Source organism: Agromyces sp. P1_H4 (assembly GCF_056405255.1).
In genome coordinates, this window is record NZ_JBFUCL010000084.1 from 1 (window position 1) to 11986 (window position 11986).

Annotated in this window: 10 protein-coding genes and 4 tRNA genes; 7 read left to right on the forward strand and 7 right to left on the reverse strand. The window is 70.2% G+C overall.

The window, feature by feature from the left end:
- Positions 1-1963: glycosyl hydrolase family 28-related protein (locus AC1DY2_RS07460; RefSeq protein WP_476761843.1), on the forward strand; the 1963-nt coding region annotated here is incomplete at its 5' end.
- A gap of 111 nt (positions 1964-2074) precedes the next feature.
- Here the strand turns inward: AC1DY2_RS07460 and AC1DY2_RS07465 are convergent.
- The 3 genes from AC1DY2_RS07465 to AC1DY2_RS07475 all read right to left on the reverse strand — a co-directional run bounded on the left by AC1DY2_RS07465 (position 2075) and on the right by AC1DY2_RS07475 (position 2377).
- A tRNA-Val gene (locus AC1DY2_RS07465) sits at positions 2075-2149 on the reverse strand.
- A gap of 26 nt (positions 2150-2175) precedes the next feature.
- Positions 2176-2249 (reverse strand) — tRNA-Cys (locus AC1DY2_RS07470).
- A gap of 56 nt (positions 2250-2305) precedes the next feature.
- A tRNA-Gly gene (locus tag AC1DY2_RS07475) sits at positions 2306-2377 on the reverse strand.
- 237 nt (positions 2378-2614) lie between these two features.
- Here AC1DY2_RS07475 and AC1DY2_RS07480 point away from each other — a divergent pair.
- A tRNA-Val gene (locus AC1DY2_RS07480) sits at positions 2615-2687 on the forward strand.
- An 80-nt stretch (positions 2688-2767) separates the two neighbouring features.
- Here AC1DY2_RS07480 and AC1DY2_RS07485 read toward each other — a convergent pair.
- The 3 genes from AC1DY2_RS07485 to zapE form a co-directional block, all read right to left on the reverse strand.
- On the reverse strand, positions 2768-3325 hold the full coding sequence (locus AC1DY2_RS07485) for a type II toxin-antitoxin system PemK/MazF family toxin (RefSeq protein ID WP_476761844.1): 558 nt from the start codon (positions 3323-3325) through the stop codon (positions 2768-2770).
- A 42-nt stretch (positions 3326-3367) separates the two neighbouring features.
- Positions 3368-4630 carry an ammonium transporter gene (locus AC1DY2_RS07490; RefSeq protein WP_309978901.1) on the reverse strand — a complete coding sequence of 421 codons (1263 nt, stop codon included), beginning with the start codon at positions 4628-4630 and terminating at the stop codon, positions 3368-3370.
- Positions 4631-4845: 215 nt separating this feature from the next.
- On the reverse strand, positions 4846-5901 hold the full coding sequence (zapE, locus tag AC1DY2_RS07495) for a cell division protein ZapE (protein ID WP_476761845.1): 1056 nt from the start codon (positions 5899-5901) through the stop codon (positions 4846-4848).
- 141 nt (positions 5902-6042) lie between these two features.
- On the opposite strand from zapE, the gene AC1DY2_RS07500 reads away from it, so the two are divergent.
- The gene (locus tag AC1DY2_RS07500) at positions 6043-6942 is read left to right on the forward strand and encodes a sulfurtransferase (RefSeq protein ID WP_476761846.1); all 900 of its coding nucleotides are present in this window, start codon (positions 6043-6045) and stop codon (positions 6940-6942) included.
- Between the two features lie 50 nt (positions 6943-6992).
- Entirely contained in the window at positions 6993-7430 is a 438-nt protein-coding gene (locus AC1DY2_RS07505; protein ID WP_309978906.1) for a SufE family protein, read from the forward strand.
- 51 nt (positions 7431-7481) lie between these two features.
- Here the strand turns inward: AC1DY2_RS07505 and AC1DY2_RS07510 are convergent, their stop codons facing one another.
- Complete coding sequence (locus AC1DY2_RS07510; RefSeq protein ID WP_476761847.1) at positions 7482-8696, reverse strand: alpha/beta hydrolase family protein; 1215 nt, start codon at positions 8694-8696, stop codon at positions 7482-7484.
- Between the two features lie 93 nt (positions 8697-8789).
- On the opposite strand from AC1DY2_RS07510, the gene AC1DY2_RS07515 reads away from it, so the two are divergent.
- The 3 genes from AC1DY2_RS07515 to AC1DY2_RS07525 all read left to right on the forward strand — a co-directional run bounded on the left by AC1DY2_RS07515 (position 8790) and on the right by AC1DY2_RS07525 (position 11862).
- Positions 8790-9380, forward strand: coding sequence for a DUF3000 domain-containing protein (locus AC1DY2_RS07515; RefSeq protein ID WP_309978910.1), 591 nt, complete (start codon positions 8790-8792; stop codon positions 9378-9380).
- Positions 9373-10569: a ribonuclease D gene (locus AC1DY2_RS07520; protein ID WP_476761848.1), complete on the forward strand. Its 1197-nt coding sequence runs from the start codon at positions 9373-9375 to the stop codon at positions 10567-10569. Before AC1DY2_RS07515 ends, AC1DY2_RS07520 begins: the two co-directional genes overlap by 8 nt.
- A 78-nt stretch (positions 10570-10647) precedes the next feature.
- Complete coding sequence (locus AC1DY2_RS07525; protein WP_476761849.1) at positions 10648-11862, forward strand: thiolase family protein; 1215 nt, start codon at positions 10648-10650, stop codon at positions 11860-11862.
- Positions 11863-11986: the final 124 nt, after the last annotated feature.

An 11986-nucleotide genomic window follows, 5' to 3' on the forward strand; every position in this document is an offset into this window, starting at 1 on the left:
CGCTGCGCCCGGTGCCGCCGTCGCGGCATCCGGAGCGCCATCGGCGCCCGTTCCGGCCGTCACTCGGGCGGCCCTCGACCCCGAGCTGGTCGCCGGCCGTGGCGCCGACGTGCCCTTCCTCGAGCAGGAGGCCGAGGGAGCGGTGCACACCGGCACGGTGATCGGCCCCGACCGCGCGGCCTACACCCTCCCCGCCGAGGCGTCGGGACGGAGCGCGGTGCAGCTCGCGCCGGGGCAGTACGTGGAGTTCACGCTGCCGGCGCAGGCCAATGCGATCACCGTGCGCTACAGCATCCCCGACGCGGCGGAGGGCGGCGGCATCCGCTCGCCTCTCGACATCACCGTGAACGGCCGGCAGAAGCGCACGATGACGCTCACCTCCGAGTACTCCTGGCTCTACAACCAGTACCCGTTCACGAACGACCCGAACGCGACCCTCCTCCACCCCGACTGGTGGATCACCGAGTGCGGGTGCGTGCCCGGGCCGGACTACGCCGTCACGACCCCGTTCCGCCCCATGCACTTCTACGACGAGCAGCGGATGCTCCTGGGCCGGACGTACGAGGCCGGTGACGTCGTCCGGCTGGCCGTCCCCAAGCGGGCCACGGCCGAGCTGACCACGATCGACCTCCTCGACAGCGAACTGGTCGCAGCGCCGCACGTGCGACTGAAGGCCGCGAACGTGCTGCTGTTCGGGGCCGACCCGACCGGCAGGCGCGACGCCGCACCGGCGTTCGATCGCGCGATCGCCTTCGCGAAGCGCCACGACCTGCCCGTGTACGTGCCGCCGGGCACCTTCCGAGTCGACCGGCACGTCATCGTGGACGACGTGACCATCGAGGGTGCTGGCAGCTGGTACACCACCATCCGCGGGAGCGAGGTGGCGCTCGCCGAGCCGGCGCCCGACGGCTCCGTGCACACCGGCGTGGGCTTCTACGGCAGGGATGCCGCGGAGGGCGGCAGCACCAACGTGCACCTCTCGGGGTTCGCCATCGAGGGCGACGTGCGCGAGCGCATCGACACCGACCAGGTAAACGGCGTGGGCGGGGCGATGAGCGACTCGACCATCGAAGGGCTCTACATCCACCACACCAAGGTCGGCATGTGGTTCGACGGGCCGATGGACGGCCTCGAGGTGCGCGACAGCATCATCGTCGACCAGATCGCCGACGGGCTGAACTTCCACACCGGGGTGACCGGATCCACGGTCGAGAACACCTTCGTGCGCAACACCGGCGACGACGGGCTCGCGATGTGGTCGGAGACCGTCGCGAACGCGGGCAACGCGTTCGAGCGCAACACCGTGCAGACGCCCACGCTCGCCAACGGCATCGCGATCTACGGCGGCACCGACACCACCGTGTCGGGCAACCTCGTCGCCGACCCGATCCGCGAGGGCAGCGGGCTGCACGTCGGCTCCAGGTTCGGCGCCGAGCCCTTCACCGGCTCGCTCGCGATCGTCGACAACACCACCGTGCGGGCCGGCACGTACGAGCTCAACTGGAACATCGGGCTCGGGGCGGTCTGGTTCTACGCGCTCGACCGATCGATCGACCAGGCCGACATCCGGGTGACCGGCGACCACTTCCTCGACAGCACCTACAACGCGATCATGCTCGTGTCCGACTGGCCCGTGAAGGACCAGGTGTCCATCTCGGGCGTTCACTTCGCCGACGTCCGAGTCGACGGCACCGGCACGTCGGTGGTCAGTGCCAGGGTCGCGGGCTCGGCATCGTTCGAGAACGTCGACGCGCGCAACGTCGGCGCGGTGGGGGTCAACAACTGCGGCACGTTCCACTTCACGCCGGCGGGGTCGGAGTTCTCGCTCGTCGACCTCGGCGGCAACGACTCGAGCGGCGTGAACACGACCGGGCCCTGGCTCGCGCCGTGGGAATTGCCGAACACGATCACCTGCGATGATCGGCCGCCGGTCGTCGCACCACCAGCGCCATCACCCTGGTGAGGTGAGCAGATCGCGATGGGCCGGATGCCTCGAACGGGGCATCCGGCTTCCTCGCGTCGGATGACTCCCCAGTGCAATGCGAAAGGCCCCGGCGATGCCGGGGCCTTGTCGTGGTGGGCGATACTGGGATCGAACCAGTGACCTCTTCCGTGTCAGGGAAGCGCGCTACCGCTGCGCCAATCGCCCAAGTCGAGAATCGAGGTTTCTCAGCTTGGAGGTGGATACGGGATTCGAACCCGTGTATACGGCTTTGCAGGCCGCTGCCTCGCCTCTCGGCCAATCCACCGCGTTTGGGTTCACCACCAGAAGAACAGGAATGAACTCACGCTCATTCCCGATCAGAGCGGATGACGAGATTCGAACTCGCGACCCTCACCTTGGCAAGGTGATGCGCTACCACTGCGCCACATCCGCGTTGCCCGCATTTCTGCGTGCAGAGAGACTCTAACTGATCCGGTGAACGAATCACAAACTGAGCGGACCGGGTGGCAGGTTCCCCCCGGTCATCGGCCCATTCGGTGCCCGGATCCCGGGCGTGTCGACGCGTTCGGCGCGCCCGGGCGGCTGTCCGCCGGCCGTCGATGTGCATTCGGCCCGCCGGGTCGGCTAGTATCGAGTCCGCGGTCACCACGGTGCACCGCGATCCCACATGGGCGATTGGCGCAGCTGGTAGCGCGCTTCCTTCACACGGAAGAGGTCGTCGGTTCGAGCCCGGCATCGCCCACGAACGCCTCCCACTCCACTGGGGGGCGTTCTTCGTTTCCGCATGTTGGGGCTCGGTGTCCACGCGGATGCCGCGACGACTCAGCGCCAGCCGTACCGATCGGCGAGCGCCCGCGTGAGCAGCGCGTAGCGAGCGGCATCGAGCGAGGCGGCCTCGCGCCGCATCCCCCCGGTGCGCAGCCGGAAGAGGCGGTCGACCCGCGCCCAGCTCGGCCGTCCGGAGGCGTCCCAGGGGCCGGCTCCGAGGCTCAGGAAGTCGCGGTCGCCGTCGTGCGCCTTGCTGGTGAGCTGCACCGCGAGGAAGTCGCCGCCGCCCGACGCCGCGACGATCACCACCGGCCGGTCCTTGCCGCGGCCGTCGCGCTCCTCGTACGGCACCCACGTCCACACGATCTCGCCGGGGTCGGGTTCGCCGTCGTGCGCCGGAGCGTACGTGAGACGCACGTCGCGCAAGCGTGCGGGGTCGACCTCGACCGTGGCCGACGGTCCCGACTGGCCGGGTGAGAGCAGCCCGACCGGGGCCGCAGCACCCGCCGTCGCGGCATCCGGAGCGCTGCTCGACGTGGCCGACCTGCGTGCTCCCGAGAACCTTCCGAACACGCGCCCGAGAGCGGTGAGGAAGCGGCTGGTGTCTGGCACACCCGCACACTACCCCACCGCCCTCGCGGTGGATCAGCGTCGTCAGACGGTCTCGAGCTTGTACGCGTCCTCGCCGTGCACGACCGTGTCGATGCCCGCGATCTCGTCCTCGTTCTTCACGCGGAAGCCGACGGTCTTCTGCACGATGAAGCCGATGACGAAGGCCAGCACGAACGAGTACACCATCACCGAGACGGCGGCGATCGCCTGCACCAGCAGCTGCGTGAGGTTGCCGCTGTAGATGAGGCCGGTCGTGTTCGCGAAGAAGCCCAGGTAGAGCGTTCCGATGAGGCCGCCGACGAGGTGGATGCCCACAACGTCGAGCGAGTCGTCGAAGCCCCAGCGGAACTTCAGGTCGACCGCGAGGGCGCACACCGCGCCGGCGATGATACCGAGCACGATCGCCCAGATGGGCGTGAGGAACGCACACGCGGGGGTGATCGCGACGAGGCCCGCGACGGCACCGGACGCCGCGCCGACCGACGTGGGCTTGCCGTCCTTGATCTTCTCGACGACGAGCCACGCGAGCAGGGCGGCTGCCGGAGCGGCGAGGGTGTTGATCCACGCCACGGCCGCGGTGTTGTCAGCCGCGAGCTCGGAACCGGCGTTGAAGCCGAACCAGCCGAACCACAGGAGGCCGGCGCCGAGGAGCACGAACGGCGGGTTGTGGGGCACGTGCGCGCCCTTCGAGAAGCCGACGCGCTTGCCGAGCACCAGCGCGAGGGCCAGGGCCGCCGCACCGGCGTTGATGTGCACCGCGGTGCCACCGGCGAAGTCGAGGGCGCCGACGCCGAAGAACTGCTGCATGCCGTACGTGATCCAGCCGCCGTAGGCGAAGCTGCCGTCGTCGGCCAGGCCGAAGTTGAACACCCAGCTCGCAACGGGGAAGTAGACGACCGTCGCCCACACGGCGGCGAAGATCATCCACGCACCGAACTTGGCGCGGTCGGCGATGGCGCCCGAGATCAGGGCCACCGTGATGATCGCGAAGGTCGCCTGGAACCCGACGAAGGCGAGCGGCGGGTACGCGGCGCCTTCAGGGGTCTCGAGGAGGCTCTCGAGGCCGATCGCCGACCAGTCGATCGACCAGGGGGCGGCGAGTCCCTCAGCCGAGGGGAAGGCGATGGCGTAGCCGTAGAGCACCCAGAGCACGCCGATGAGGCCCATGGCGCCGAAGCTGAGCATCATCATGCTGATGACGCTCTTCGCCTTGACGAGGCCGCCGTAGAAGAACGCGAGTCCCGGCGTCATCAGCAACACCAGTGCTGCGGATATCAGTAGGAACGCCGTGTTGCCTTGATCCATCTCGAACCTCTCTCAGTGCAGGGTTGGGGAACCTGGTGCGGTCCAGTCTCATGACGGGACGTTTCGAGAGGGATCGTGTTGTGTTTCCGGATCGTTACGGCCTCGGCCATCCATGTAAACAGCACATTTCGGCGGGCCGGGCGATCGATGTGAATCCGTGCGGTCGCGGCATCCGGCCGGCTCATCACGCGTTCACGGATGCCGCGTGCGCGACGTCAGTCGTGCGGCGGCAGCTCGCCCGTGGTGAGGGCGATCATGCGGCTCATGGCGCGCAGGTACTTCTTGCGGTAGCCGCCGCCCATCATCTCGTCGTCGAACACCTGGTCGAGCGGGATGCCGCTCGCGATGATCGGCACCTCCGCGTCGTACACCCGGTCGATGAAGGCCACGAGGCGGAGCGCCGCGTTCTGGTTCGAGAGCTCGTGCACGCCCTCGAGCGCGATGAACTCGACTCCCTGGATGAGCTTGATGTACTTCGACGGATGCACCGTGGCCAGGTGGGCGATGAGCTCGTCGAAGCCGTCGAGGGAGACCCGGTGGCCGCGCGCGGCCAGCGCCTCGGCCGTGTGCGTCACCGCGGCTGCGTCGGGGATCGCCTCGGCGTGCCCCTCGGTGTCGCGGCGGCGGTAGTCGAGGCCGTCGATGCGGAGGGTCTCGAAGTTCGACGACAGCGCGTGGATCTCCCGGAGGAAGTCCGACGCCGCGAACCGGCCCTCGCCGAGGGCGTTCGGCGGCGTGTTCGAGGTGGCCGCCACCCTGGTGCCGCCGGCCATCAGCTCGCCGAGGAAGCGGGTCATGAGCATCGTGTCGCCCGGGTCGTCGAGCTCGAACTCGTCGATGCAGACGAGGCGCGCACCACGGAGCAGCTCGACGGCCTGCGCGTACCCGAGCGCCCCGACGAGCGCCGTGTACTCGATGAAGGTGCCGAAGTACTTCGGCCCGTGGGCGACATGCCACAGCGCCGCGAGCAGGTGGGTCTTGCCGACGCCGAAGCCGCCGTCGAGGTAGACGCCCGGCAGTTCGATGYGTGCGGGCCGCTTGCGCGAGAAGAATCCGCCCGGGCGCTGCGCCGCACGCCAGGCGCCGGCGAACTCCTTGAGCCGATCGAGGGCCGCCTGCTGCGACGGGAAGTCGGGGTCGGGCCGATACGATTCGAAGGACGCGTGCTCGAACTGCGGGGGCGGCGCCAGTTCCGAGGCGATCTCGGCCGCCGAGATGGTGGGAKTCCGCTCGATGAGGCGGATGAGGGCATGGCTCGCGGCCGTGGTCATGCTGGAGGGACTCCCGTATTGCACCGGATGACGGGCATGCTGACTTCCACCCGCACGCCGCGTAGATTCGAGGTGGACAGGTCACCAGCCTAGTCCGCTCCCCCGCACACCCCGTCCGATCGGACGATCCCTGGAGGTTCCATGTCCGCCGAGTTCGACTCCGCAGCCAAGTTCGCCGAGTATGCGCACCCCGAGCGCCTCGTCACCACCGAATGGCTCGCCGAACACCTCGGGCAACCGGGCCTCGTGGTGGTCGAGTCCGACGAGGACGTGCTGCTCTACGAGACGGGCCACATCCCCGGCGCCGTGAAGATCGACTGGCACACCGACCTCAACGACCCGGTCGTGCGCGACTACCTCGCGGGCGAGCAGTTCGCCGCCCTGCTCGGCTCGAAGGGCATCGCCCGCGACACGACCGTCGTGATCTACGGCGACAAGAACAACTGGTGGGCGGCCTACGCGYTGTGGGTGTTCACGCTCTTCGGCCACGAGGACGTGCGCCTGCTCGACGGCGGCCGCGACCTCTGGATCGCCGAGGGGCGTCCGCTCACCACCGACGTCACCGAGGTGAGCCTCGTCGAGTACCCGGTCGTGGAGCGCGACGACTCCGTCGTGCGCGCGTTCAAGGAGGACGTGCTCGCGCACTTCGGCAACCCGCTCATCGACGTGCGCTCCCCCGAGGAGTACACGGGCGAGCGCACGAGCGCGCCCGCCTACCCCGAGGAGGGCGCCCTCCGCGCCGGGCACATCCCGACCGCGGCATCCGTGCCGTGGGCCCGGGCCGCCGCCGGGGACGGCACCTTCAAGAGCCGCACGGAGCTCGACGCGATCTACCGCGAYGAGGCCGGCCTCAGCGACGGCGACGACGTGATCGCCTACTGCCGCATCGGCGAGCGCTCGAGCCACACCTGGTTCGTRCTGACGCACCTGCTCGGCTTCGAGCACGTGCGCAACTACGACGGCTCGTGGACCGAGTGGGGCAGCGCGGTGCGCGTGCCCATCGCGACCGGCGCCGAGCGCGGCGAGGTGCCGACCCGCTAGTCCGCAGTCGGCGGGCGGTGTCGCACGTCGGCGGTGGGAGAATGGATCCGATGGACGCCACGACCCTGCCCGCCCGACTCGCCGAGACCCGCGAGGACTTCCTCGCGCTCGGCGTCCGCGATCGCCTGCAGCTGCTGCTCGAGTTCTCCAACGAGCTGCCCGAGCTGCCCGAGCGGTACCGCGACCACCCCGACCTCTTCGAGAAGGTCGAGGAGTGCCAGTCGCCGGTCTTCATCTTCGTGGAGGTCGAGCACGGACGGGTGCACCTGCACGCCACGGCACCGGCCGAGTCGCCCACCACGCGGGGGTTCGCGTCGATCCTCGTGCAGGGTCTCGACGGGCTCTCGGTCGACGAGGTCCTCGCCGTGCCCGCCGACTACCCGCAGTCGCTCGGCCTGGCCGAGGCGGTGTCGCCGCTGCGGGTGCGCGGCATGTCGGGCATGCTCGCCCGGGTGCGCCGACAGGTGCGGGAGCGCGTGGCGGCCTGAACGATCGGGACGGCTTCCCCGCAGGCGAGCCGCGGAGGCAGGAAGCGGGCGTCAGCCGGCGATCTCCGCCTCCTCGGCGAGCCGACGCACGTCGGCGTCGCTGCGTTCGAGCCATCCGCGCACGAGCCGTGTCCAGCGTGCAGGGTCGTGGTTCCAGAGCTTCGTGTGGCGGGCGCCCTCGAAGACCTCGAACTCGATGAGGTCGGGACGCGCGGCCGCGAGCCGTCGCGACCCGTCGATGGGCACGTAGCCGTCGTCCTGGCTGTGCATGAGCAGGATGGGCACGTCGAGCTCGTCGGCGCGCGCCACGGGGTCGAGCTCCTCCACCGAGATGGGCGCGGCCAGGCCGGTGAGGCCGCCGCTCCATGGCCCGCCCAGGAGGCGCACGACGATGTCGCCGTAGCCCGGAGGCAGCTTCTGCAGCGTGCCCTGGAACCGGAGGATGTCGACCCAGTCGATCGCCGGCGAGTCGAGGATGACCCCGACGAGGCGCTCGCGCACCGCGGCGGAACGCAGCACCGCCTGGAGCACGATCGAGCCGCCCATCGACCAGCCCATGAGCACGATCCGCTCCGCGCCGTGCTGCTCGGCGTAGCGCACGGCCGCGACGACGTCTGCCCATTCGGTGCCTCCGAGCCCGTAGCGGCGATCGGCGCTCTCGGGCGCCTCGCCGTCGTTGCGATACGACACGACCAGCGTGTTCCAGCCGGCGTCCCGCGCGGGATCGACGGCGCGCAGGCCTTCCTGGCGCTTCGCGCCGCGCCCGTGCACCTGCACCACCCACTGCGTGGACGGCTCGGGGGCCGGCACGAACCACGCGGGCGCGGGCCCGAGCGGCGTCTCCACCAGCACGTTCTCGTACTCGTGCCCCAGCTCCCACGGTCCGAGGTGGTACCAGCCGCTGAGGCGACCGCGTCCCGCGCGGTCGAGCCGTCCGAAATCCACCGCATCGAGTCGTCGCCGCACGACGCGGTCGGTCTCGTCGACGATCTCGCCGAGCCGGGCGTGCCCCGAGTCCCGTTCGAACCAGAGCCCGTACCGACCCGGCATCCGCGTCTCAGCGGAGGCCGCGAGCACGATCTCGCCTCGAGTCAGGTCGACGGACAGGATCCGCACGTCCTCGGTGCGAGTGGTGGACGGGGTCACCACCCGCCGCGCCATGACCACCGTCGTCACCGCGGCGACGGCTCCGACGGCGGCGGCGAGCAGTCCGATCGCCGTCCCCGCGATGCGCACCGCATTCCCCGAGTCCGCTCCTCGACCCATCCCTGCGCCCTCCCCGCGAAGCCGTTCGTCTCTCTGGGCGGCGGTGCGGCGTGCCGCCGCCCTGCGCCCCATCCGAGACTCTAGTCTGCACACGTGCCCGACTCCTCGACGCATCATCCCGCAGAGTTCGAGGCCGCACTCGACGCCGTGCGTGCGGCCTCACCACGAGCGGAGCTGCGGGTCTCGGAGATCCCTGCGCCGGGTTCGCTCGCCCCTTTCGCGGTGGCGTTGTCGGCGGATGTCGCGCCGAGCCGGCACGAGGTCGACTCCGACCTCGGCACCGGCCGCTTCGTGCTCCTCTACGACCCCACCGAACCCGAGGCCTGGGGCGGCCGGTTCCGCGTGGTCTGCTTCGCGCAGGCGCCCCTCGAGACCGACATCGGGCTCGACCCGTTCCTCGCGGATGTCGCGTGGTCGTGGCTCGTGGATGCGCTCGACGCGCGCGGGGCACGGTACATCGCGGCATCCGGCACCGCGACCAAGATCCTGTCCACCGGATTCGGGGAGCTCGCACGCCAGGGCGACGGCGCGCAGATCGAGGTGCGGGCGTCGTGGACGCCCCTCGATGCCGCCGTCGGCCCGCATGTGGAAGGCTGGGGTGAGTTGTTGTGCATGCTCGCGGGGCTGCCGCCTCGTTCAGAGGGGGTGACCGCCCTGCCCCGACGGAGGAACGACCGTGGATGAATTCCGGGTGATCGAATCGCCCGCCGACTTCGAGGACGCGGTCCGGCGCCTCGGTGACGGAGAAGGTCCCATCGCGGTGGACGCCGAGCGGGCCAGCGGATTCCGGTACTCGCAGCGCGCCTATCTCATCCAGATGTATCGCCGTGGTGCCGGCACGTTCCTCTTCGATCCGCCCCAGATCCCCGACTTCACCTCGCTGCAGCAGGCCATCGGCAGTGACGAGTGGGTGCTCCATGCCGCCAGCCAGGATCTCGCGTGCCTCCGCGAGGTGGGGCTCGATCCCGAGCGCATCTTCGACACCGAGCTCGCGGCACGACTGCTCGGGATGCCGCGGGTCGGGCTCGCGTCCGTGGTCGAGGAGCTCCTCGGCGTGCACCTGGCGAAAGAGCATTCGGCGGCCGACTGGTCGACACGGCCGCTGCCGCAGTCGTGGCTGACGTACGCCGCGCTCGACGTGGAGCTGCTCGTCGACGTGCGCGACGCGCTCGTGGCACGCCTCGACGAGGCGGGCAAGACCGACCTCGCCGACCAGGAGTTCCGGGCGGTCCTCGACCGTGAGGCCAAGGTGCCGTCGGCTGAGCCGTGGCGACGACTCTCGGGCATCCACGGCATCCGGAGCCCCCGGAGCCTGGCGGTGGCCCGCGAGCTCTGGCTCGCCCGCGACGCCCGCGCCTCGGAGCTCGACGTCGCACCCGGCCGCATGGTGCCCGACGCGTCGATCCTCGCGGCCGCCCGGGCGATGCCCGCCACCCGTCGCGCGCTCGCAGACCTTCGCGAGTTCACGGGCCGGGCGAGCCGTTCCGAGCTCGACCGGTGGTGGTCGGCCGTCGAACGCGGACTGACCACCGACGAGCTGCCCGCCGTGCGCGTCCCGACCGATTCGCCGCCTCCGCCGCGCGCGTGGTCGATGCGCAACCCCGAGGCCGACGCACGCCTGCGCCTCGCGCGAGCCGGCGTCGTCGAGGTCGCGGAGCGCATCGAGATGCCCGTCGAGAACCTCCTCACGCCCGATCACCTGCGGCGCGTCGCGTGGCATCCGCCCGCCGAGCCCACGGCCGATGCCATCGCCATCGCGCTCGCGGAGCTCGGTGCGAGGCCGTGGCAGGTTGAGGCAACCGCACAGATCATCGCCGATGCCTTTGTCGAGGCGTCACAATCCGTTGAGGATGCCGCATCCGGCGCTTCGTAGGTTCCGTCAAGCGATTCAGCGCCCTCCCGGCCCGTTCGTAGGATCGAGGCATCCTGACCAAATCGAGGGAGCTGCAGCGTGGCTGAACGAGCTGAAGTCGTGTTCGTCGACGGGGTCCGTACCCCGTTCGGACGAGCCGGTGAAAAGGGCATGTACTGGAACACGAGAGCCGACGACCTCGTCGTCAAGGCGATCGTCGGACTGCTCGAGCGCAACCCGAACGTGCCGAAGGACCGCATCGACGACGTCGCCATCGCGGCCACCACCCAGACGGGCGACCAGGGACTGACCCTCGGGCGCACGGCGGCGATCCTCGCGGGGCTGCCCAAGACGGTGCCGGGATTCTCGATCGACCGCATGTGCGCCGGGGCGATGACCGCCGCCGCGATGATGTCGGGTTCGATCGGCTTCGGCATGTACGACGTGGCCATCGCCGGCGGCGTGGAGCACATGGGCCACCACCCCATGGGCTCGGGCGTGGACCCGAACCCCCGCTTCCTCAGCGAGCGGCTCGTGGGCGAGGACGCCCTCGTCATGGGCGCCACCGCAGAGCGCATCCACGACCGCTTCCCGCAGCTGACGAAGGAGCGCAGCGACCGCTACGCCCTCGCCAGCCAGCAGAAGACCGCCGCCGCCTACGCGGCCGGCAAGATCCAGCAGGACCTCGTGCCGGTCGCCGTCCGCACCGAGGAGGGCTGGGGACTCGCCACGCGCGACGAGGTGATGCGACCCGAGACCACCCTCGAGGGCCTCGCAACGCTGAAGACCCCGTTCCGTCCCCACGGCCGCATCACAGCAGGCAACGCCTCGGGCCTGAACGACGGGGCCACGGCCGCCATCCTCGCGTCGGGCGCCGCAGCGAAGGAGCTCGGCCTGACGCCGAAGATGAAGCTCGTCAGCTTCGCGTTCGCGGGCGTCGACCCCGAGATCATGGGCATCGGTCCCATCCCGGCCACCGAGAAGGCGCTCCGCAAGGCGGGCCTCACGATCGACGACATCGACCTCTTCGAGATGAACGAGGCGTTCGCCGTGCAGGTGCTCTCCTTCATGGACCACTACGGCATCGACGACGACGACCCCCGGATCAACCCGTGGGGCGGCGCGATCGCCGTGGGCCACCCGCTCGCGTCGTCGGGCGTGCGCCTGATGAACCAGCTCGCGAGCCAGTTCGTCGAGCGCCCCGAGGTGCGCTATGGCATTACCAGCATGTGCGTCGGCCTCGGCCAGGGCGGCACGATGATCTGGGAGAACCCGAACTTCGACAAGAAGGCAGCGAAGAAGGCCCGCGGATGACCGACTACTCCACCATCGACTTCTCCTCCCTCGTCGCCCTCGCGGGCGACGACGAGGTCGTCACCCACTCCTACGTGCGCGACGTCCCGCTCCCGTCGGGCAAGACCCTCGCGCTCGTCACGCT

Coding starts and splice junctions, on each gene's coding strand:
- AC1DY2_RS07505 (WP_309978906.1), top strand. CDS start 6,993: ATGGACGCCACGACCCTGCCCGCCCGACTCGCCGAGACCCGCGAGGAC.
- AC1DY2_RS07490 (WP_309978901.1), bottom strand. CDS start 4,630: ATGGATCAAGGCAACACGGCGTTCCTACTGATATCCGCAGCACTGGTG.
- AC1DY2_RS07510 (WP_476761847.1), bottom strand. CDS start 8,696: ATGGGTCGAGGAGCGGACTCGGGGAATGCGGTGCGCATCGCGGGGACG.